This is a genomic window from Acinetobacter sp. NBRC 110496 (assembly GCF_000876115.1).
Classification (GTDB): domain Bacteria; phylum Pseudomonadota; class Gammaproteobacteria; order Pseudomonadales; family Moraxellaceae; genus Acinetobacter.
Genome location: NZ_BBTF01000052.1, coordinates 1 through 23,365, shown reverse-complemented (window position 1 = coordinate 23,365; position 23,365 = coordinate 1). Strand labels below are relative to the sequence as shown.

The following is a 23,365-nucleotide window of genomic DNA, read 5'->3' as shown; positions in this document are numbered from 1 at the left end:
TCGCTTAGAGTGATAAAAAAACACCCCTTTGGGGTGTTTTTTTATGCCTATTGTTTTTGTATTTCTTGTCTTACTATCGAAACTCTAGTCTTCAATTAAATTTTTCTTTTAGATTAGAAAAGTAGTTTCACTTATCACTCCTTTTCTCTTGCGTCGAAAATTTTAATACTTAATTAAAATTTCCTCCTCATGTCCTAAACTGATAATACGCTGTCCTAAACTGCACTTAATTGATTCGTATAAAAACGTAATATAAAACTCAAGAAAACGAACAAAAGTGCTCAGTGAGGATATTTCACTGAAAAGGAGTAGGTAGCATGAATGCTAAAGTAAATGTTTCGAATCGTGCAGGTGCAAGTTTCCCAGTACGTCGTATGAATTTTGATTTTGATCAGGTTCCAGAATATTGGGTCAGTGGCTCTGCTGGTCTAACGCATTTTATGACAGGTTTATCTGCATTATTCCCAGACGGTGAAAAACTCTTCATCGATTCGGTTCGTGCTGTACGTTACCACCCGGCCATCAAAGATAACGATAAACTGCAAAAAGAAATCAGTGCTTTTATTGGTCAAGAAGCCATGCATACCCAAGAACATGTCAACTTTAATGCTTCTGCTCAAAAATATGGACATGACGTTGAAACCTTGGAACGAAGAACAGGTGTCGTCATTCAAACGGGTCGTAAACTATTTGCTAAATTAGTAAAGCCATTTGGTATGACACAAGAAATGGTAGATTTGACTGCAACAACGGCACTGGAGCATTTTACTGCAACGATTGCTTCGGAGTTGCTACGTAATCCGCATATTCAAGCATTGATGCAAGACAAGACCATGGAATATATGTGGTTATGGCATGCGGTAGAAGAAAATGAACATAAAGCAGTTGCCTATGATGTGTATGAGGAAATTTTTGGTCGTGGCGTAAAAGCATACGCATTACGTAATACTGCACTGGTTGTTTCGATGGTTGCGATTTTTCTGACCCAATCTTCATTCGTTATAAAACTATTGAGAGATGATGGAAAATTGAACCTGAAAGAATTGGGTATGATTTATCAATATGCCTATAGTCCATCGAAAGGAATTATCGCTGGAATGGCGGGTGAAATGCTGGCGTACTTCAAACCTGGTTTCCATCCCAATGATTTAGATACCGTACAACTATTACAAGATTGGAAGGCAAAATTAGGTCTGTAAAATCTCTTTGGTTTAGCTCTGTAATTACTGAAAAGGGGACAATCAATGTTGTCCTTTTTTCATTTTAATTGTTCATTTCATACAAGATTTTCAGCAGATTCAGATGTCCTCATATGATGTTTTTCTGACCTTATCTGCACTTATTTCATGCACTGAAAAGAGCGTATAAATAAAGTATAAAAACAATCAGGCAAAAAATATTTATCGCGTAGGAGAACAGGGTATGAATGCGAAAGTCAATATTTCAAACCGAGCTGGCGCCAGTTTTCCTGTACGTCGCATGGATTTTGAATTTGGTGAAGTACCACGTTATTGGGCTAATGGCGATGCAGCATTAACACATTTTATGACTGCACTTTCAGCGTTATTCCCAGAAGGTGAGCAGTTCTTTGTGAATAGCACCCGTGCGGTGCGAAATGATCCCAAACTTGTAGATGAGCGACTTCAGAAAGAAATCAGTGCCTTTATTGGTCAAGAAGCAATGCACTCTAAAGAGCATTTGGCCTTTAACGCTTCGGCTGAAGCGTATGGTTATAAAGTACGTGAAATGGAAGAACAAACTGGCCGGTTAATTAATAGAACCATTGGTATTGCTTCAAAAATTTTAAAACCTTTTGGTTTTAGTAAAGAAATGATTGGTTTAACGGGAACCTGTGCGTTGGAACACTTTACTTCTACCATTGCTGAAGAGTTATTAAGTAATCCCGATATCCAAGCCATGTTTATGGATCAAACCATGTATCATTTATGGATGTGGCATGCGGTAGAAGAAAATGAGCATAAAGCGGTTGCTTTTGATGTCTATCAAGCCATGTATGGTCAAGGTGTTAAAGCATATTTTATGCGTTCATTAGCTTTAGTCATCGCAATGGGGCTCATTTTTGTTACTCAATCTTATTTCACGGCCAAACTGCTGCAAACAGATGGCAAGCTGACATGGCGTGATAGCAAATACATGATTAAATTTATGTATGGCTATAAAGGTTTTATGACCCGTCAAATTCCGACCTTATTAGATTTTTTAAGACCGAAATTTCATCCGAATGATGACGATACTACCGCGCTTTTGAATAAATGGCGCGCTGAATTAGGTTTTAATCTAAGTTAAGGATATAGGGCAGTAAAACTGCCCATTTTTTTATTCAAATTTTGTTTTAAATTGCTGATAATCTGCATCAGTATTTTATAGAGTGATAACTCGTGATTCGATTGATGCAAGAAAATGACTTGGAGAGTGTGACTGAGATTGAGGGCTTGGTGCAAAGCCATCCTTGGTCTAGGCAGCAGTTCCAAGAATCCTTGGTTTCGTATCAATGTACGGTTTATGAGCAAGCCAATCAGGTGGTGGGTTTTTGTATTCTACAGCCCGTTTTAGATGAAGCAAATTTATTGTTGATGGCGATACATCCAAGCCAGCAAGGTAAGGGGCTCGGTTATAAATTGTTGGATGAGTCTATCCAACAGTTAAAAAACAATCCAATTCAGATTTTTTTAGAAGTCCGTGAAAGTAATACAGCCGCCATTGGTTTGTATGAAAAAACCGGCTTTCATCAAATTGACTTACGCAAAAATTATTATCCCAATACGGATGGCTCAAGAGAGCATGCTGTGATTATGGTCAAAACATGCACCGATGATTTTGCTGCATTATTTAATAATTAAATTATTCCACTCAGAGGGGAGCGTACTCATCAATGAATTTCCTAGCTGATGGATTTCATGGTCTGAGAGCGGGCGATTGAGTCGACGCCATTGTCCATCGAGCAATAACTCCAGTGGGGTATATTGCGATTTATAATTCATTTTAGGTGAATGTGGTACCCAATAGCCTAAGTAGAGATAATCTAGGTTTAGTGTGCGTACATATTCGATTTGTTTGAGAATCGCGAAAACACCGAGTGAGCGACGTTGCTCATCTGGATCAAAAAAGGTATAAACCGCTGAAAGTCCATCATCCATTAAATCACAGGTTGAAACCCCAATCAGCTTTTGATCTTTCCACAACTCAATAAAGAAACTTTCTGTACAGCTATGTACAAGAAATTTCTCAAACTGATCTAGGCTGGCAGGAAACATATCGCCATCGGCATGGCGTTCATTGATATAACGTTCATATAGGTCGTAATGTTGTTGGGTTGCCTGTGAGGTTGGTAAGATACTCATTTGTAAATCTTGATTGCGTTTCCATGCCTTTTTTTGGCTGCTGTTCATTTTAAATTCTTGAACAGGAACCCGACAGGATAAACACTGGCGACACAGATGACATTCTGGACGATAGACAAAATCGCCGCTACGACGAAAACCGACACGAGAAAGTTCTGACAAGGTCACCACATCAATACGGTGAATTGGATCTAAAAACACCATCCGTGCCGATTTGTTATCGAGATAACTGCAATCATGTGGCGGCGTAATATAGTACTGTAAGTCATTTAAAAGGGACTTGGGTTGATATGATTTCATTAATCTGTCCCTCCAAGGTGTTCATCCGTTAACCGTCTAATTTTGCAAAAACTGCTATTGTTTTACTTGAAAATACACGTTCTTGATAACTTTTCCAATTGATAGAGGGGGCAATAATTACATCTTGTAACGATTTAAGATAGTCTTGGCGAGAAAGTGTACGGGCACCAAGGCTCAGAAGATGATCATTGACCAATTGGCAATCAATCCAAGGCAACTGATTTTCTTGTCCAATCAGCATCAGGGTGTAGAAAGCCATTTTAGAAACATCGGTTTCAGTGCTAAACATCGACTCACCGAAGCAACCTTTGCCGATCGTGACACCATATAAGCCACCGACCAGTTTGTCTTGGTTCCATACCTCAATACTATAAGCATAACCCGCTTGGAATAATGCGCAATAGCCTTCAATGATATCTTCACTGATCCATGTTTCATTGGCATAACTACGTGGCATAGAGCATGAGCGAATCACTTGTTCAAAAGCATGATTGACGGTAATTCGATAATCATGTTTCTTCATATTTCGAAGCAAAGATTTACTCGGTTTATAGGCATGAGGTTCGATAATGCACCTTGGCTCGGGACTCCACCAGCAAATCGGTTCATCTTGATTGAACCAAGGAAATAATCCATGCGTATAAGCTTCAAATAAAGTGGAAGGCGACAGATCAGCTCCAATACAGATAAATCCTTGACCTTCGGGATCAGCTTCAACTGGATTGGGGAAAATATAATATGAGGGCGGAAGCAGTTGCATAGCACCAAAACTAAATAACAATCATTTTAAGCTAACTGAAGTTGTCAGGAATGGCAATCTTCGTTATTGCCATTCCCATATCGGGTTTAACTAAATAAGCGCAGTTGTTTGGCAATATGGAGTTTTTTGCTGTCCAAGAACAATTGTGCTTTGCCTTGAATAATTTCGAGGCTTTGTTCTTGGTCCGATACGGTTTTCCCTTCACTGTTCAAAACTAACCAATTGAGTTGATTCAGCACATCCTGCACATAATGGGCAAATTCGCTCGCAGACTTTAGACCTTCAACAAAATGTGCGCGATAAAACAATTGATGGAAGTGTTCTGTTGCTAAACCGATCCCCGTAATTGGGCTAATCAACACATTATAGTTTTGATGAAAGCTGGCTTGTTGCAGTAAATAATGATTCAAACGGTGGCATTGCTCCAAGGTCTGCTGCTTTGGCTCTAAGCTCTGGCAGGGTTGGGCCAGTCCGAGATGCGAGAGAATGACCAAGGCATTGAGAATTTTGGCATAATTGAGCTGAGGAAGACTTTGCTCTAATTCAGCAATGGTCAGTGGGCGATAGTTTTCCTGAGCAAATTTATCTCCAATAGGCTGATAAATTTCTTCAATGAGATTAAATGTTCCTAACAGGCCACTGATACTGGTTGGGAGTTGTTCCTTGGCCGTCAGTAATACAAAGGCCGTTTTGCGCAGTCGTTCTTGTGTTTGTAACGGGGTTAAATTATTTTTCCCTCGAATAAACAGATCGCGTCTAAATTGGGTATTGGCAAAATAGTCACGGCATTGTTCTTTGAAAATGGGATGTTCAATGGCATTTAGAAAGGTTTGGTGTTGCTCAGAAAAATTAATATTATCTAAGTGCGTACTTAAATCGGTTGAGCCTGCATAAGACAGTTTGATTTCATCCAGAATTCGGACAATCTGCTGAAAGGAAAAACATTGCCAGTCTTGATTGAGATATTCGTGAATCAAATAATTGGGATTTTGTTGTTTTAAATCGGCTACTTTTTGCAATGCATTGGGATTGCGTTGGGCAAAAATAGGGTTTTGTTGCAATAAATCTTCACTAAAGTTTAGTGCTTCATTGACCTTTTGCAGTGGATTGGTGCTTTTACTATTGAACTTGAAGTGACTATGGAACAACTCGCGAATTGGCATATTGGCTGCCCAACCCGTAACACAGTTATAGCTAATATAAACAATACCATTGGGCTTTAGAAACTTGCGGATAAATTTAAGAATAATGTATTGATTCTCATAGCTGATCCAACTCCAGATCCCATGCAAGCTAATAGAGTCAAACATGGGCAAGTCAGAACGATGCAGTAACTCTTCAAAGCTGTCGTCATAGAAATAGTGTTCGGTCTTGCTTTGTTCAGCCAGCTGATTGGCATGAGCTGCGTGGGCTGGATTGAAGTCCGTTCCATAAAATGCGGCTTCATTCGAGGTTGCATGAATATTAATGCTGACGCCCTGACCGAAGCCCAGTTCGCAATGATGATGATTTTCCTGAAAGTCTGGGCTATCGATACCGTTCAAGAGTAAGCAAAACTTTTGGAAATTCGGGCTGAGGTCTCGATAATAACCGTAGGTATAGTTCACTTCCGTTTGGTAGCCATTCGTCCAGGTCGTTGTCATTGATATATCCTAAAAGGCTGATTGCAGGTGTGTGTAAAAAGTCGTCAATTTTTTGATTGTATGGATAGTTGCATAAAAAAACCACCAAAGATTGGTGGTTTTTCGATATTGGCCTAATTAGTTTAGATTATCGAGATATTTCTCTGCATCTAAAGCCGCCATACAGCCTGATCCTGCAGAAGTAATGGCCTGACGGTAGATACTATCAGCAACATCACCCGCAGCAAAAACACCTTCAACAGAGGCCGCAGTGGCATTACCCGCAGTACCGCTATGTACCTGAATATAACCATCACGTAGATTTAATTGACCTTCAAACATGCCAGTATTCGGTTTATGTCCAATCGCAACAAACAAGCCTTGAACTTGAACATCCTGCGTGCTTGCATCTTGGGTAGATTTAATGCGAACAGCCGTTACGCCAGTTTTGTCCCCCAAGACTTCATCGACTTGATGGTTCCAGATAATGCTGATTTTGCCTTCTTTTTCTTTGGCGAAAAGATGATCTTGCAAAATCTTTTCTGAACGTAAGCTGTCACGACGATGAACCAGTGTGACATGCGCTGCAATATTAGAAAGATACAGTGCTTCTTCAACGGCTGTATTACCTCCACCGACAACCATGACATTCTGGTTCTTGTAGAAGAAGCCATCACAGGTTGCACATGCGCTCACACCTTGACCCATAAATGCGGCTTCTGACTCAAGACCTAAATACTGTGCTGTCGCACCTGTTGCAATAATCAGCGCATCACATGTGTACTCTTCCATATCGCCTTTGAGCACGAATGGGCGAGTGTTAAGATCTACCTCATTGATATGATCGTAGACGATTTCTGTACCGAAACGTTCCGCATGAGCTTGCATACGTTCCATCAGTACAGGCCCCGTTAATCCTTCTGGGTCACCTGGCCAGTTGTCAACTTCAGTGGTCGTTGTTAATTGACCACCGAGTTGCAAACCTGCAATCAGTGTTGGCTTGAGGTTAGCACGTGCTGCATATACTGCTGCGCTATAGCCTGCAGGACCAGAACCCAAAATAATTAATCGTGAGTGACGAGCGCTCATTAAAGAACATCCTTTTTATATTGAAACTGCTAAAATTATACGTGAATCCAGCGGGGAGTGGGGTAAATCGATCGGGATAATATTGATTAACTCAATCGAATTGAACTATATCCGTGCAGGATGTTAACAACAACAGTAAACAATCGTGCATCTTTTTTGTAAGAACGAGTGCATAATATAAAACTTATTGATTAAGGTAATTTAGACCTTAAAAGATACCAACAAATAACGAATTGGGTTACAGGACTGTATATGACTGCGGTGTCAAGTGTTTATGCACAACGCTTTTTAATGACATTATTTTTGATTTCTTTTGGCATTTATTTATTTCTTGCCACAGTAACCTATACACCGTTTGATCCGGGCTGGATGCATATTTCCAGTGATACCCAACAGGTCTCAAACGCCAGCGGTGTAGCGGGTGCTTGGATCGCAGATTTACTGTTCGGTTTTCTGGGGTGGGCGAGTTTACTTATCCCGATTTTCTTGTTTATTGAAGCCATTCAAGTGTGGTGGCCGAGAAGTTTTCTCAATCGTCCATTTCGTTATGCAGCCCAGTTTTTCTTGATTCTTTCAATTTCCAGCTTGTTGTATCTGCATTGGAATACACCCGCAGATACTTTGGATAATGCGGCAGGGGGGATCATTGGTTATGAATTGGGGCAAAGCTTATCGCATTTGTTGACCATTTATGGTGCAACCTTGTTCTTACTCGCGTTTAGTATTTTATTATTGACCTTGGCTTTTGGGATTCAGTGGAACAAAACTTGGGCAACATTGAAAAATACACCTGCTTATCTACAAGATTTATTCTATAAAAATGTACCTCAGCATGAGTCTGCGTATGATCTGACCGAGCAACTGGCAGCTTCTGAAACAGCAGCAATCAAAAATAAAGCAGTAAAAGACTCGGACTCTGCACCAGAGATGGATGCGCCTAAAGCCAATCAGGTTCAGGCAAAACTGATTAAAATTGATGATTCACATCATCAGTTGATGGCGGAAAAATTATTTGCTGATGTGGTTGCGAAAGAACAACAGGGCAGTACCCAAGCTCAAATAGCTCCGCAAGAAGACGCGTTTGAACAGACCTTACAACGTGCACATCAGTTTGAAAATGAAAGTCAACGTCTGGTTCAAACGGGTGAAGTATGGCGTGCCTTACAGCGTGATGATGCCAGCCATAAACAAGAGATTGATGCATTGTTGAGAGCTGCAGATGATTCTGCCCAGTTCACAGCGCCTGCTGCACATGTAGCAACAGCTCAAACAGCCAATCACAGTCATCTAGATTGGAACGATGACCAAATCTTTGATGAGTTATTGGCTGCTGTACCGAATAGCAAGACTGCAACGGATCTACATACGCCGTTTACGCAAGAGCCTCCATCTCATCCTTCTCCGCGTGGGGATGATATTGAGTTTGAATCAGATATCGAAGCACTTATCACCGAGTCTGCACGACCTGTAGCTCAGCAGCCTTATATTGCTCCAGCACAAAATACAATCCATCCTGTTGCAGAAGAAACGCACGGCACTGCTGAACAGGATAGAGATGACTTTCGTGATCTTATGGTGGAGGAAGAGCGCGAACAAGCATCTCCTCGTAGTAGCAGTTATGCCCAATCCTCTGCTTTTGTAAAAGCACCGATTGAGGTCGCTGCGCCGAAAGAAACCTTGTCTAAAGAAGCCTTTATCGAAGCATGGCAGGAAACGGCAGGTAAAGCAGATCCAGATACGGATTTAGATCTCGAAGAAGATTTTGATCTAGATGCTCCGTTAACGGATGCGTTTGGTCGTCCAATGTCACGCGCCATGCAAGTCGCGCAAAAACGCCGTGATCTACCGACTTTACCGGGTCTGGAATTGCTGGATGAAGTTGATCCAAATAAAAAGGTCAATTTTACCGCTGAGCAACTCGCGCGCCTTTCTGAGCTTTTAGAGATTAAACTACAAGAGTTTAATGTGAAGGCGCAGGTAGTTGAAGCTCAGCCGGGACCAGTCGTAACACGCTTTGAACTCGATCTTGCACCGGGTGTAAAAGCCTCTAAAGTGACCAATATTTCACGCGATCTGGCACGTTCAATGTCGATGGCATCTGTTCGTGTGGTTGAAGTGATTGCAGGAAAACCATATATCGGAATTGAAGTACCGAATAGTAGCCGTGAAATGGTGCGGTTGATTGAGTTATTGAAAACGCCAGCTTTTGAAGACCCTGCGGGTTTGCTCTCTATGGCGATGGGTAAAGACATCTCAGGTAATCCTGTCATTACTGACCTCGGTAAAGCGCCACATATGCTGGTTGCAGGGACCACAGGTTCTGGTAAGTCGGTTGCAGTCAACTCAATGATCCTTTCGATGTTATTGAAGTACACACCTGATCAGTTACGTTTGATTCTAATTGATCCGAAACAGCTCGAATTGGCTAACTATAACGATATTCCACACTTATTAACGCCTGTAGTCACTGACATGAAAGATGCGGTCAGTGCATTAAACTGGTGTGTGAATGAGATGGAACGCCGTTATAAACTGATGTCATTCCTGAAAATTCGTAAACTCAGTGACTATAACCGTAAGGTCGAAGAGGCGATTGCCAATGGTGAGGATTTAATTGATCCTACATGGAAAGCCAGTGATTCTGTTGTGGGTGAGCGTGCACCGCGTTTGGCGCCATTACCATCGATTGTAATTGTTGCGGATGAGTTTGCCGACATGATCATGCAGGTCGGTAAAAAAGCCGAAGAAATGATTACCCGTTTGGCACAGAAATCGCGTGCAGCAGGAATTCACTTACTGCTTGCAACACAGCGTCCTTCGGTTGACGTGATTACAGGTTTGATTAAAGCCAATATTCCAACCCGTGTTGCTTTACGCGTAAACAGTAAAATTGACTCGCGTACCATTCTCGACGCAGGTGGCGCAGAAGACTTGCTCGGTCATGGTGATATGTTGTTCTTGGGGCCGGGTAAAATCGAGCCTGAGCGCGTGCATGGTGCATTTATTAGTGATGATGAAGTCAACCGTATTTGTGATGCTTGGCGTGAACGTGGTGAGCCTGATTATGTCGATGAGATCCTGACACCATTTGATGAAGAGCCAACTTCTCGTGGCTTTGAAGATGGCGATGGTGACCCAAGCCGAGATGCGTTGTATGACCAATGTGTTTCCTTTGTGCTGGAAACCCGTAAGGCATCCACCTCGTCGCTGCAGCGTAAATTTAGCTTGGGTTATAACCGTGCGGCGCGCATTATTGACCAGATGGAAGAGAATGGCATTGTCAGCTCAATGGGCGCCAATGGTAAACGGGATATTCTGGTTTAATCAGCAGTGATCTAATAAAAGCAGTGATCTAATAAAAAAGCCTCTATGATTAGAGGCTTTTTTATGGCTTTATTTTTTAAGTCATTAAGCAAATTTTGCCAATACTTCTAGGAAACCATCTTTTTGACGTGGGAACTGTGCAATCACATCATGAATGCGCTGACCTTCTGGGTTGGTGGCATTCAAGTTACGGCCATCGGCCAAAAACTGAGTAATTAAGCGCTCATAGTCATTTGGGCGCATATGTTTGAAGGCATGATAAAGCACGTGAAAGTCAGCATTGACGCCAGTGGGAGGAAGTTGGTTAAGGTAGGCAAACACACGCTCATCTGACCATTCTTCATTGAAAGTTGCTGGCTGTGATAATGCCATGACAATCTCCTCAGTCTTATAAAATAATAAAGGCAAAATCCTTGAAGTGGAGGAAAGCCATGCTTTCCTGATCCACCCGCGTATTTTGCCTTTATTTGCGAGAAATCGCTAATGAAAAAACTTCTATCGATCTTCAGGTAAATTGATATTCATTTCTAACATTTCGATATTTGCTTCTGAACGAACCTGCATTTGAATATGCTGTTCATCCACACCACGAACATAGCGACTCACCACCTGCATGATTTCTTTCTTCATCTGGTCGATTTTGTCTTGGCCTAGGCGACGACCTAAACCTTGCTCAGAGGCAACAATGACCTTTAAACGATCTTTGGCAGTTTGTGCACTTGATGGTTTTTCATCACTGCTAAAAAGTTTACTCCAGAATCCTGCCATAATTACGCTCCAAATAGTCTAGCTAACCAACCTTTTGGCTGTACTGCAATGTGTCGATAAGGACGGTCTTCACCAAGGAAACGAGCCACTAAGTCATCATAAGCCTGACCAGCTTTTGCTTCTGAATAAAGAATCACTGGCTTACCTTCGTTTGATGCTTGGAGTACGCTTGGGCACTCAGGAATAACCCCTAATGTCGGCACACGTAAAATATCTTTTGAAATATCATCGATCGTCAACATTTCTTGTTTATCAGCACGTTCTGGGTTAAAACGAGTGATACATAAATGCTTACGGATACGTCCTTCATTTTGCTCAACTTTTTTGGTTTTGCTGTCGAGCATACCAATAATGCGGTCTGAGTCACGAACTGATGAAATTTCTGGGTTAGTGACAATGATTGCCTCATCCGCATGATACATGGCTAAAATCGCACCGCGTTCAATCCCCGCTGGCGAGTCACAGATGATGTAGTCAAACTCTTGAGAAAGTTCATCAATCACACGTGCAACACCCTCATCACTCAAGGCATCTTTATCACGAGTTTGTGATGCAGGGAGAATGTATAAGTTTTCAATATCTTTATCACGGATCAGCGCTTGTTGTAAGCGTGCTTCATTATTAATGACATTGACGAAATCATAAACAACGCGGCGTTCGCAGCCCATAATCAAATCTAGATTACGTAAACCTACATCGAAATCAATCACAACAGTTTTATGACCACGTAGGGCTAAACCTGTTGCAAAAGATGCGCTTGTTGTAGTTTTACCTACACCACCTTTGCCTGACGTTACGACAACAATTTTGGCCACCGAATCCACTCCTATTTATGGTCATACGCCCCTAAAAGGGCTTATTTGGTGCTTAAAACTCAATTAAATAAATTAAAACTGCAAGGCTTCAAATTCAAGTTCTTGCTTGTTATTTAAATAAATATGTACAGGCTTTTTGATCATATCTTTGGGAATATCATCTGCAACACAATAGGTTCCTGCAATCGAAATTAATTCTGCTTCTAGCGAGTGGCAGAAAATACGTGCCGCAGCTTGCCCACCTGCACCTGCAATGACTCTACCACGAGCGTTGCCATAAATGTGAATATTTCCAGATGCAATGACTTCTGAGCCACTATTCATGCCGGCATTTAAGATGATATCACCTTGATCTTGTACCAAACATTGGCCTGTACGCAAAATCTCATCATGATAAGAGGTGATATACGCATTCGATGTGTTTTTTTGTGGTGTTTGTATTGCAGAGTTATCTGCTATTTTTGCAGGCGCATGCTCAACCACTTGCTCTTTTGATGCTTTGATACGCTGCAAGGGCTGATCTGTTGGTAGTACAGGGAATTGAATTGCACGAGCTTCATCACCCAAAATACCATCAATAACGGCCATTGGCTGTAGGCCTAAATCAATGAGCAGTTGAATGAGCGCAATCAGTTCTTGTTCAACAGTACTGTCGATAATGACCAATGTTCCAGTATAAGAACCTTCGTTCAGGGTATTGCTAAGTTGCTGGCGGATTGCATTATGGTCATTGGTGTCGAAAGTCAGTCGACTAAAATTGACCATTCTGCCCGTAATCCGTATGTCAGCCATAATTTATCCTTCAGGGCTTTTTAAGCGCTCTATTGTGTTAAAGCAGTTGTAAATAAAAGCAAATGCTAGAACAAATTACACCAATTCTCTAGCTTGATTGGTAATTTTTCTTGTAATCATTCCGCTTTTTTATCCAATTGATCAGATTCTTGCAAAGTTTGCTGCCATTGTTTGACTTTGACCTGTTTTCGAATGGCTTCTAGGCTTTCGTAGACCACCGACTCAACTAGTTCTTCCAGATATTGATTGTCGATATTTAACTCACTCACTTTTTGCGCAATCAACTGATAATGCTCATTGGGTCTTTCTGTTGAACCTGCTGTAAATGGTTCAATCAGACCAGCACTAATATTTTCTCCTAAGCGTTGACCAATGCTTTGAATTTGTTGTTCGATTTTTCCACCTACGATTGGAATCAAGCGCAACAATTGTGTTAGCTCAGGGGTGTCTTCAATGGCTTGGTTAACAATGACACCAACTTTTTGAGTAATCATTGGTTGTTGCTGTTGCAAAGCACTGGCAAGCGACTCTTGTAACATTGAGGCAAGCGTTACTGTAAAGAGCTGGCGATGATGGTCAACTAAATCATGAATAATTTTTTTATGACTGGAACTGGTTTCAAGCTCATGTCGAACGCCATCGATCACCGTGATAACAACACGGTCAGATAGCTCTTCCATCACCACACGATAATAGAAAATAGCTTTGGTGCGCATCCCCTCGGGGATCACTTTATACCCTAGTTCATGCAAACGATAAGCAATAATCCCAGCCCGAAATAATCGTAAAAAACGTAAATGCGGAATAATCGCAATAATCTCGTACCAATGTACAAAGGGGAAAAACCACCATCGCGCATGATGCTTTTGTACAATTGATAAAAACCAACGTACGCCGAGTTCTACAATCAAGAAGATAATGAACCAGGCCTCTGTGGTAATGACCCACGGATGTAAATGGGTTCGATAGAACTCAAGCACATTGGCCAAATGAATGGTATTAAAAAACCAGGCGCCGATATTGCTCATCAGGAAAAAGTTCATGCCTAAGCAGAACAAATTGAAAACAATAATAAAAACCATGAAAATGTCATAGACCAAAAACAGCTTAAAGAACGGGCTGTTCGGATTAACATAGCTATATTTAGAGTTTTTTCCTGAGTCTTGCTCGGTCATGTTTGTGCTCAATCCCTGAAGAGATTATTGATGATACTTGGCTTTCATTTGTGTAATCAGCTGGTCCTTTTCTGTCCAGATCTGATCAACCCATTTTTGGAAGCGTTCACGATAAATAGGATCATCTTCATAATTGCCGCCAATGACCCATTCGGGAATATCGATTTTACGTAAATCTACCGCAATACGGGAGACATCTCCAAGCCAAAATTCACCATAACCTGGTGCACCGTCAGGATAAACAATGGTCATATCGACGAGGGCATCAATTTGATCACCCAGAATATTAAGCGCCAAGGCTAAACCACCTGCTTTAGGTTTGAGCAGATTTTGGAAAGGGGATTGCTGTGCAGCATGTTTTTCAGGGGTAAATCGAGTGCCTTCTAAATAGTTTAATAAAGTAAATGGCTGGCTGAGTAATTGTTCACAGGCTTTACGTGCTTCCAGCATATCACGCGATTTTAGTTCTGGATTTTGGGCAATCTGTTCTTTGCTATGACGTTTCATCATCGGGAAGCCCAAGATTTTGAACGCTTGGCCTACAAATGGAATAAAAATTAGTTCCCACTTGGTAAAGAAACGCGTCAAGGGCATGCGGGTTAGGCCAAAATACTGATTCACGGTGGTATCTACCCAACTTTGATGATTACAGATCATCATATATCGACCTTGTAAATTAAGATCGAGCTGCTCATCAATACTGATGTCCCAGTGTAAATCGGGCAATACATGGTCAATTAACCAGTTGTTAACCCCTAACCAACTGTTGGTAATTTGAATGTTGGTTTCATCGACTTTTGCAGATTTTTTGAATAATTTGGTTAAACCTAAAGCAAGTACAGGTGGACCATGAAAAAAGGTACTTCCAGTAATTACTGAACTAACGGTTAATCCTTTACTGACTTTTTGCAATAGGGATGCTTTTTTATTCACGGTAGCCATAAATTCAGCCTTGAGTGCATATGTTTGAAAAAAGAGATGTTCCAACTATAAACAACAGATGTTGAAATACAACTGTATATTTTAAGATATTGACATTTTTTATATATTCACCCGATAAGCTGATTTCAATAAATGAAAGGGCAACTTGAAATATAATGTCATATTTAAAATTCAAACGATTTTTCTTTTGTGATATATGTCTCAATTTATCTTTGAGAGTGAGATCTGATTAATGTTGGAGAAATTGTGTTGCTGCAATCAAGTAAAATGCATCAAAATATTACAAAAATACAAATAAACTGTTTATTATTAACAAAATATCAATGGTCTAGCTGAATTTTCTCATTCATTATTTGTCCAGACAACAAAATACATAGACAGGAGCTACGCAATGCGTGCATTAGTAATTTCAACACTCGTAGGGGCTGGTTTGGTTCTTTCTGGTTGCCAAACTACGGGAAATGGCGGTAACGGTTTTGAATATGACAAAGCTGCAATGGGCGCAGTACTTGGTACAGCCTTAGGTTACGGTATTTCTAAAGGTATTGGTAACGGTAGCAGTTCGCAAAATAACCGTGCGATGGCAATTGGTGCGGTTCTTGGCGGTGCAAGTGGCTTATATCTTGATAATAAAGAGAAAAAGTTACGTGAACAAATGGCTGGTACAGGTGTAGAAGTTGGCCGTAATCCAGATGGTTCTGTTCAGCTCATTATGCCTGGTAGCATCACCTTTGATACCAACAAATCAAACATCAAACCTAATTTTTACGGTACTTTAAACAAAGTAGCGCAAACTTTAGCTGAAGATAACAAGAGTGCGATCCTTGTAACGGGTTATACCGATAACACAGGTAATGATTCAATCAACCTTCCATTATCTCAAGCACGTGCTCAATCTGTTAAAAACTATTTAGCAGGTCAAGGTATTTCTGGTAGCCGTATTGATGCTCAAGGTTTAGGTTCAGCAAACCCAATCGCATCAAACACAACTGCTGCTGGTAAAGAGCAAAACCGTCGTGTAGAAATCAGCATTTATGCGAAACAGTAATTTTTACTGATTTCTAAAAAACCACCTTCGGGTGGTTTTTTTATGGCATGCTAAAACTTACGACAAGCTATGTCGTGATTATAAAATTGAAACATCATAATTTATACATATCCCTAGATTTACTATTGGGATTATAAAACAGAGATGTCTATAATTGTGCTCGAAAAATCAGGCTCGGAAACGAGAGAGGTATAACCCATGTCATCTGCCAGTCAACTCAATGACAAGCAACTTGAAGCAATGAAATATGTTCAGGGGCCATTGTTGGTACTTGCAGGTGCAGGTTCAGGTAAAACCTCTGTAATCACCCGAAAAGTTGCTTTTCTGGTGCAGCAATGTGGGATTCCAGCCTATCGTATTACGGCAATGACTTTTACCAATAAAGCTGCACGAGAAATGAAGGAACGTGTGGGAAAATTGCTGTCACGTGAAGAAGCAAAAGGGCTTTCCGTTTCGACTTTCCATACTTTTGGTTTGAATTTATTGCGTCTGGAATTAAAACATTTACCACTTAAAAATAATTTCTCTATTTTAGATGCCGATGACTGCAAACGCATTCTGATGGATTTGATGCAACGCGATAATTTATCGGGGGCGGAGAGCAAAGAGCTTCTTGCTAAGGCCATGAAGAAAATTTCAGATTGGAAAAACGACTTGGTTGTGCCTGAACAAGCCCATTCAACCTGTGAAACGGTTGAAGATGTACAGTTCGCGCATCTTTATCAGCTTTATGAGCGAAATTTACGTGCCTATAACGCAGTAGACTTTGATGACTTGATCGTGATGCCAACCCGTTTGCTGCAGGAAAATGCTGAAGTACGTGACAAATGGCAAAACCGTGTTCGCTATTTACTGGTCGATGAATATCAGGATACCAATACTGCGCAATATACCTTGGTGAAGCTGTTGGTTGGCGTGATGGGGCAGTTCACCGCCGTAGGTGATGATGACCAGTCGATTTATGCATGGCGTGGGGCAAAGCCTGAAAATATGGCTTTATTGAAGGATGACTTCCATAATCTCAAAGTCATTAAACTTGAGCAAAACTATCGTTCAACCAGTCGTATCTTAAAAGCAGCCAATGCCGTAATTGAAAATAATCCGCATATCTTCGATAAGAAATTGTGGAGTGATAAAGGGCATGGTGAAACTATTCGGGTCATTACCTGTCTAAATGATGACGATGAAGCAGAACGCGTAGTGAAAGACCTGATTACGCATAAGTTAATGAATGGTAAAAACTGGAAAGATTATGCAGTGTTGTATCGGGGGAACTTCCAAGCACGTGTAATCGAGACGCAGCTGCGTCAGATGCAGATCCCGTATAAATTGTCTGGTGGCCAGTCATTCTTCGCACGCGCTGAAATTAAAGACGTGATGAGTTATTTACGCCTGATCATTAACCCGGAAGATGACAGTGCATTCTTGCGTATTATTAATACACCCAAACGTGCAATTGGCCCTGTCACTTTAGAAAAACTCGGTTTATTTGCCCAAGAAAATACCTTGTCTTTATTAACCGCATCTTCAGATCAGCGCTTAAGCATGGTGTTGCCAAAGAAAGCTGCCACACAATTACATGAGTTTGCTGATTTTATCGCAACCTTTACGCGTGAGCTGCTGGATGACGATGAGCCGATGCCGAAAGTTCGTCAAATGATCAATGAAGCAGGCTATATCGATTATATCCGTGAACAGGCCGCTACACCTGCGCAGGAAAAAACCAAACTCGACAGTATCGAAAGTTTATATAGCAGTATTCAAAATCTACTCAATCGTACCGATGATGTGGATGAGAAAAACATCGAGAGTGTGATTCGTAAGTTGGTGTTGCTGGATATGCTTGAGCAACAACAGGAAGAAGAAGACACCGATAAGGTGAATTTATTAACCCTACACGCAGCAAAAGGGTTAGAGTTTCCGTATGTTTATATGATCGGTTTGGAAGAGGAACTACTTCCACATAAAAACTCGATTGCATCGGAAACCATCGAAGAAGAGCGCCGTTTGATGTATGTAGGCATTACCCGCGCACGTCAGGGCTTGACTCTAACCTTGGCGGAGCAGCGTAAGAATGGTGGGCAAATGCGTCAAATGACGCCAAGCCGTTTCTTGGATGAGATGCCACAAGATGATTTGGAATGGCATGGCCGTAAAAAGAAATTGGCACCGAATGTTGATCCAAAAGAGCAGGCACAGCAGTATCTCGCTAATTTAAAAGCATTATTGAAACGTTAATAGATTGTAAGTAGGAAGTTGTAATGAAAGTCCAAGTTAAAGTATTAGATGCACGTTTAGGTCAAGAGTGGGCTTTGCCTTCCTATGCAACGACAGGTTCAGCAGGTCTCGATTTGCGTGCATGTTTAGATGAAGCGATTGAAATTGCTGCCGGTGAAACTGTTTTAGTGAAAACGGGCTTGGCGATTTATATTGAAGATCCAAATTTTGCGGGTTTGATTTTACCTCGCTCAGGGCTAGGCCATAAACATGGTATTGTATTAGGTAACTTGGTTGGTCTGATTGATTCTGATTATCAAGGTGAGTTGATGGTTTCAGTCTGGAACCGTGGTCAGAATACCTTCCGTTTAGAGCCAGGTGAACGTTTAGCACAATATGTATTGGTTCCTGTCGTTCAGGCTGAGTTTGAACAAGTGAATGAATTTGTGGCAACTGAGCGTGGTGCGGGTGGTTTTGGTCACACTGGAAAACAATAAGCTTTTTAGTCATTATCATTTTAAATGCAATGTTTTGCTGAAAAACGTTGCATTTTTCATATTGATTGTTGCTCCGATATATATTACAAAGCAGCAGATTCATTATTTTAATTTTTCTGAAAAAAGAGGAATTAATTTCTTAATAGTTCTGCGTTTTATATGGATCAAAAGATTATAAAAATAGGGGCTTGCAGTGAATATACAACATACATTTCCTCTGAATATTTTCCGTGCCTACGATATTCGCGGAAAGCTAAGTAATTTAACGCCCAATATTATTTGCTCGATTGCCTACGCTTTGGCATCACAATATAAAAATGCTGAACAGACGCAGGTTGTCATTGGTTATGACGCACGGTTAAGCAGTCCCGCTTATGCCAATATCATTCAGCAGATATTTGAGCGGCAAGGATTACACGTGATCAATATTGGCTGTTGTTCCACACCCATGATGTATTTTATTGCTCGTGATTTTGGTGGTAACGGTATTATGGTGACAGCCAGCCATAATCCGAAGTCTGATAATGGTATTAAGTGGATTTTACAAGGTGAACCGCCAACACCAGAAACCATTCAACAAGTTGGACAGTTTGCACAAATCGCATTAATACAAAATGATAATATTTTCTGTTTAGAAAATACAGCACATCAGATTGTTCCTGAATATTGTTTACAGTATCAACATTCCTTACTGACTGATATTCAGCTAGCGCGTCCATTAAAAGTAGTCTTAGATGGATTGAACGGTTCAGCAGGGCGTTGTGCCAAGCTGGTTTTGGAAAAACTGGGTTGTACGGTAATTGCGTTGCGTTGCGATGCCAATGGGCATTTTCCGGATCATGCACCAGATCCGTCACATGCTGAGCATTTAACCAAGTTACAGGCTGCCATTCTTGCTGAAAAAGCAGATATCGGCATTGCTTTGGATGGTGACGGTGATCGGGTGGTTTTACTGGATGAAAATGCACATATTATAAGTCCTGATCGTTTATTGTCTTTATTTGCACAAATGTGTTTACAGCAACATCCACATAAAGAAATCGTATTTGATGTGAAGTGCTCCCGTTTAGTTGCGGATACGGTACAGCGCTTGGAAGGGCGAGCTAAAATGATTCGTACAGGGAGTAGTTTCCTGCGTACCTATTTGTCTCAATCCAAAGGTGCGGCAGTATTTGGTGGTGAATATGCTGGTCATTATGTCTTTAATGATGGACGTGGCTTTGGCTATGATGATGGACTTTATGCAGCATTGCGGGTGATGGAATATCTGACTCAATCTGGTGCATCCAGCCTATCTGAGCTGTTAAGCGGCTATCCAGAACGCTGCTGTACCGAAGATACTTATATCAATACCCATGATGCCAATCCTCATCAGGTTTTAAATGATATTGCAATCTTAAGTCATGGTTTAGGGGCACGCTTAAGTAAAATTGATGGGGTAAGACTTGATTTTGACGATGGATTTGGCATTATTCGAGCATCCAATACTGGCGAATATTTTACCGTCCGTTTTGATGCAGATAATCAAAACCGATTAATTGAAATTCGTCAGAAATTTGTGGTTATGCTACAAGACCAATATCCACAGATTGCCCAAGAACTCGCACAGACCGAATAAGGAGAAACGCATGCCACATGAGCATATCGGCATTGATAAAGCAAAAATTTTGATCGAAGCTTTGCCGTATATCCAACGTTTTGCAGGAAAAACGCTGGTTGTAAAATATGGTGGTAATGCGATGACGGACCCAGAGCTAGAAAGTTCCTTTGCTCGTGACATCGTGTTGTTAAAAACCGTTGGCCTAAATCCAATTGTTGTACATGGCGGTGGTCCACAAGTGGATTCATTGTTAAAACGTCTTGGACAAGAGTCTGCTCGTATCGATGGCATGCGTGTAACCGACCAAGCCACGATGGAAGTGGTTGAAATGGTTTTGGGCGGCAGCGTCAATAAATCGATTGTTAACCTAATTAATAAGCATGGTGGACGTGCTATTGGTTTAACAGGTAAAGATGGAAACTTGTTGCGTGCTCGCAAATTATTGATGGAAAAACAGGAAGCCGATGGCTCTGTTTCGCAAATTGATTTGGGCATGGTTGGTGAAGTGACTGGTGTGAAAACCGACGTTCTGGAAATGTTCACGCAAAGCGATTTTATCCCTGTGATTGCCCCTCTTGGTGTAGACGAGGAAGGGAATACTTATAATATCAATGCGGATCTTGTGGCTGGAAAAGTTGCAGAAGCATTAGGTGCAGAAAAGTTGATTCTACTGACCAATATCAGCGGTGTATTGGACGAAAATAAAAACTTATTGACGGGTTTAAGCACGCAAGAAGTTGATCGTCTGATAGAAACTGGGGTGATTTATGGTGGCATGATTCCAAAAGTGGGTTGTGCGTTAGATGCAGTTAAAGGTGGCGTTGTAAGCGCGCATATTGTGGATGGGCGTGTACCACATGCAAGTCTATTAGAAATTTTTACCGATCATGGTGTGGGTACTTTAATTACCAATCGTGTGAAGCATTAATTCATTGTATTTGCGTTAAAAGAGACCTCTAGCAGGTCTTTTTTTGTCACGACCTGTTCATGTTTTAGTCATGTTAGTGTCATTTAAGCGATTTAAGGTGAATTTAGCCATAAGGAGCTTTCATTATGCTAGAAAAATTAAATCAATATCGCCAGACATTGACTTTACCTTTACGCCACAAACCAGCTCAAAATCAATTCCGTTTTGAATGGGTGGATAATTTAAAAGAATTACAAGAAGTACAACGTTTTAGAGCAACACAATTTAGTCACCAATTTGGTATGCACTTTGAAGACGGTCTAGATCAGGATCTTTATGATTTCGGTTGTGAACATGCAGTTTTACGCGAAAAATGGACGGGTGAAATTGTTGCGTATACGCGACTTAAACTGTTTCAGGGCTATGAAATTGGGCAAAGTTACAGTGCAAAAGAATTTGAAATCATCCCGCAATTTTCTCATTTACCCAGTATTCTCGAAATTGGACGAACTTGTGTACATCCCAAATTCCGTTCCGGGAAGGCACTGTCCATGCTCTGGTTAAACTTGGTTCCTAAAGTACTCTGGTCCATGCGTGCCAAATACTTAATGGGCTGTGTCAGTATTCATTTAGAAGACAACTTGGCGCGCGCTTATTATACCCATCGCCAAATTCAGCAGTTGAGTGAACATCAAACGATTGATATTCGTTCAAAACGCAGTTTTGAACCAGAACGTCCTGATTATAGCTTTCCGCAAGATGAACGCATGCCAAAATTATTTCAGACCTATCTGGGCATGCAGTCTAAACTTTCCAAACAAGCGTTTTATGACGAAAATTTTAAATGTCTGGATTATTTTGTTTTTCTGGAAGTGAATAAGATTGCGACCTCTTTTGTAATGAACAAAATGGTACAACGCTAGTAAGGTTTTGTTGATACTTCAACCATGTATTGCGTTATGGGCTAAAACAACATAATCAATGCATGAAATACCTACTATGATGGCTCATATCAAGTTTCATACTGACGTTTAGAGCCGTTTTAGCCATAACCCTACGGGACAGGGATATTTTTTGCCGCTACGTCGTTATGTCTTGTTCATTTAGAGTTACTAAATTTTACAAGCCCTGCCTCGTATCAGCTAAAAATACCCTCTGTCGCAAGCATCTGTGTAATATCAACAGAACCTCTTATCATTGTTAATCTAATACTGAGCACATATTCAGATTTACAAAATATCTATCCCTCATGCACAATAGGCTTAGATGTTTGCTAGTTTAAAGATATGTGCCAGCTATTAGGAATGAATTGCGCCACTCCAACCGATATTACCTTTTCTTTCCGTGGATTTTCACAACGGGCAGGGGTAACCTCAGATCATTGTGATGGCTTTGGAATTGCTTTTTTTGAAGACAAAGCTTGCCGCTTATTTGTGGATAATCAATCTGCGGTCGAATCACCTATTGCTGATTTAATTCGTAATTATCCAATTAAATCACGTAATGTCATCGCGCATATCCGTAAAGCGACTCAAGGTAAAATTAACCTTGAAAACTCACATCCTTTTTTGCGCGAACTTTGGGGCAGACATTGGATTTTTGCCCATAATGGTGATTTGCATGACTTTAAACCTGCATTGAGTGGTCGTTTTGAGCCAGTAGGCAATACCGATAGTGAACTTGCATTCTGTTATTTACTGGATCAATTCGTGCAAGCATTTGGCTATACCGAGCCAAGTTTGGAAGAGATTTTTGCACTTTTACAGCGTATAGCGCCTCAGATTGCGGAACATGGCACATTTAATTTCTGCTTGTCGAATGGTAAAGCTTTATTTAGTTATGCCACCACCAAGTTGCATTGGCTTGTACGCGAGTATCCATTCCAGCACGCACATTTGATTGATCTCGACGTTAAAGTGGATTTTAGTGAAGTTACCACACCAGAAGATCGGGTTGCTGTGATCACGACTGAGCCTTTAACACATAATGAAGCATGGACTGCTTACCAAGCAGGGGAAATGATTTTATTTCAGCATGGTCAACCCATTTTACAGGCATTAACTCAAGTAGAGCGCTTAATACGCGAGGCGCAAAATCCTGCATTAAAACGCGTAACCAAAGCAGACCAGTATTAAAGATAATATAAA

Annotated in this window: 21 protein-coding genes; 11 read left to right on the top strand and 10 right to left on the bottom strand. The window is 41.0% G+C overall.

Going from position 1 to position 23,365, the window contains the following annotated elements; genetic code table 11:
• The first annotated feature begins 317 nt into the window (after window positions 1-317).
• From Aba26S_RS17430 to rimI, 3 genes are all read left to right on the top strand, one after another.
• Window positions 318-1,199: a metal-dependent hydrolase gene (locus tag Aba26S_RS17430; protein ID WP_043973817.1), complete on the top strand. Its 882-nt coding sequence runs from the start codon at window positions 318-320 to the stop codon at window positions 1,197-1,199.
• Window positions 1,200-1,422: 223 nt separating this feature from the next.
• Window positions 1,423-2,307: a metal-dependent hydrolase gene (locus Aba26S_RS17425; protein WP_005239237.1), complete on the top strand. Its 885-nt coding sequence runs from the start codon at window positions 1,423-1,425 to the stop codon at window positions 2,305-2,307.
• Between the two features lie 92 nt (window positions 2,308-2,399).
• Window positions 2,400-2,861, top strand: coding sequence for a ribosomal protein S18-alanine N-acetyltransferase (gene rimI, locus Aba26S_RS17420; RefSeq protein ID WP_171248954.1), 462 nt, complete (start codon window positions 2,400-2,402; stop codon window positions 2,859-2,861).
• Here the strand turns inward: rimI and Aba26S_RS17415 are convergent.
• The 4 genes from Aba26S_RS17415 to trxB form a co-directional block, all read right to left on the bottom strand.
• The gene (locus Aba26S_RS17415; RefSeq protein ID WP_005239233.1) at window positions 2,847-3,662 is read right to left on the bottom strand and encodes an arginyltransferase; all 816 of its coding nucleotides are present in this window, start codon (window positions 3,660-3,662) and stop codon (window positions 2,847-2,849) included. The genes rimI and Aba26S_RS17415 overlap by 15 nt on opposite strands.
• Before the next feature lie 28 nt (window positions 3,663-3,690).
• On the bottom strand, window positions 3,691-4,422 hold the full coding sequence (aat, locus tag Aba26S_RS17410) for a leucyl/phenylalanyl-tRNA--protein transferase (RefSeq protein WP_043973813.1): 732 nt from the start codon (window positions 4,420-4,422) through the stop codon (window positions 3,691-3,693).
• 86 nt (window positions 4,423-4,508) lie between these two features.
• Entirely contained in the window at window positions 4,509-6,065 is a 1,557-nt protein-coding gene (locus tag Aba26S_RS17405; protein WP_043973810.1) for a class I SAM-dependent methyltransferase, read from the bottom strand.
• 117 nt (window positions 6,066-6,182) lie between these two features.
• Complete coding sequence (gene trxB, locus Aba26S_RS17400) at window positions 6,183-7,133, bottom strand: thioredoxin-disulfide reductase (protein WP_005239227.1); 951 nt, start codon at window positions 7,131-7,133, stop codon at window positions 6,183-6,185.
• Between the two features lie 252 nt (window positions 7,134-7,385).
• Between trxB and Aba26S_RS17395 the strand changes: the two genes are divergently transcribed.
• Window positions 7,386-10,457: a DNA translocase FtsK gene (locus tag Aba26S_RS17395; RefSeq protein ID WP_043973808.1), complete on the top strand. Its 3,072-nt coding sequence runs from the start codon at window positions 7,386-7,388 to the stop codon at window positions 10,455-10,457.
• Window positions 10,458-10,541: 84 nt separating this feature from the next.
• Here the strand turns inward: Aba26S_RS17395 and Aba26S_RS17390 are convergent, their stop codons facing one another.
• The 6 genes from Aba26S_RS17390 to Aba26S_RS17365 form a co-directional block, all read right to left on the bottom strand.
• The gene (locus Aba26S_RS17390) at window positions 10,542-10,829 is read right to left on the bottom strand and encodes a PA4642 family protein (protein ID WP_005239225.1); all 288 of its coding nucleotides are present in this window, start codon (window positions 10,827-10,829) and stop codon (window positions 10,542-10,544) included.
• 123 nt (window positions 10,830-10,952) lie between these two features.
• Entirely contained in the window at window positions 10,953-11,225 is a 273-nt protein-coding gene (gene minE / locus Aba26S_RS17385; RefSeq protein WP_004655180.1) for a cell division topological specificity factor MinE, read from the bottom strand.
• Window positions 11,226-11,227: 2 nt separating this feature from the next.
• Window positions 11,228-12,040, bottom strand: a complete 813-nt coding sequence (gene minD / locus Aba26S_RS17380; RefSeq protein WP_005239223.1) for a septum site-determining protein MinD — start codon at window positions 12,038-12,040, stop codon at window positions 11,228-11,230.
• Between the two features lie 72 nt (window positions 12,041-12,112).
• Complete coding sequence (gene minC / locus Aba26S_RS17375; protein WP_043973806.1) at window positions 12,113-12,832, bottom strand: septum site-determining protein MinC; 720 nt, start codon at window positions 12,830-12,832, stop codon at window positions 12,113-12,115.
• A gap of 116 nt (window positions 12,833-12,948) precedes the next feature.
• Entirely contained in the window at window positions 12,949-14,007 is a 1,059-nt protein-coding gene (locus Aba26S_RS17370) for a hypothetical protein (RefSeq protein ID WP_043973805.1), read from the bottom strand.
• Window positions 14,008-14,031: 24 nt separating this feature from the next.
• Entirely contained in the window at window positions 14,032-14,949 is a 918-nt protein-coding gene (locus tag Aba26S_RS17365) for an acyltransferase (protein ID WP_043973802.1), read from the bottom strand.
• Between the two features lie 391 nt (window positions 14,950-15,340).
• On the opposite strand from Aba26S_RS17365, the gene Aba26S_RS17360 reads away from it, so the two are divergent.
• The 7 genes from Aba26S_RS17360 to Aba26S_RS17330 all read left to right on the top strand — a co-directional run bounded on the left by Aba26S_RS17360 (window position 15,341) and on the right by Aba26S_RS17330 (window position 23,353).
• Window positions 15,341-15,997 (top strand): OmpA family protein, encoded by a 657-nt coding sequence (locus Aba26S_RS17360; protein WP_005239214.1) that lies wholly within the window; start codon window positions 15,341-15,343, stop codon window positions 15,995-15,997.
• A 198-nt stretch (window positions 15,998-16,195) separates the two neighbouring features.
• Window positions 16,196-18,235, top strand: a complete 2,040-nt coding sequence (locus tag Aba26S_RS17355) for a UvrD-helicase domain-containing protein (protein ID WP_043973799.1) — start codon at window positions 16,196-16,198, stop codon at window positions 18,233-18,235.
• A 23-nt stretch (window positions 18,236-18,258) separates the two neighbouring features.
• Window positions 18,259-18,711, top strand: a complete 453-nt coding sequence (dut, locus tag Aba26S_RS17350; protein ID WP_005239211.1) for a dUTP diphosphatase — start codon at window positions 18,259-18,261, stop codon at window positions 18,709-18,711.
• Between the two features lie 193 nt (window positions 18,712-18,904).
• Window positions 18,905-20,329 (top strand): phosphomannomutase/phosphoglucomutase, encoded by a 1,425-nt coding sequence (locus Aba26S_RS17345; protein ID WP_043973796.1) that lies wholly within the window; start codon window positions 18,905-18,907, stop codon window positions 20,327-20,329.
• A gap of 10 nt (window positions 20,330-20,339) precedes the next feature.
• The gene (gene argB / locus Aba26S_RS17340) at window positions 20,340-21,239 is read left to right on the top strand and encodes an acetylglutamate kinase (RefSeq protein ID WP_005239207.1); all 900 of its coding nucleotides are present in this window, start codon (window positions 20,340-20,342) and stop codon (window positions 21,237-21,239) included.
• Window positions 21,240-21,364: 125 nt separating this feature from the next.
• Window positions 21,365-22,141 (top strand): GNAT family N-acetyltransferase, encoded by a 777-nt coding sequence (locus tag Aba26S_RS17335; protein WP_005239205.1) that lies wholly within the window; start codon window positions 21,365-21,367, stop codon window positions 22,139-22,141.
• A 363-nt stretch (window positions 22,142-22,504) separates the two neighbouring features.
• Window positions 22,505-23,353 (top strand): class II glutamine amidotransferase, encoded by an 849-nt coding sequence (locus Aba26S_RS17330; protein WP_043973794.1) that lies wholly within the window; start codon window positions 22,505-22,507, stop codon window positions 23,351-23,353.
• Window positions 23,354-23,365 lie beyond the last annotated feature (12 nt).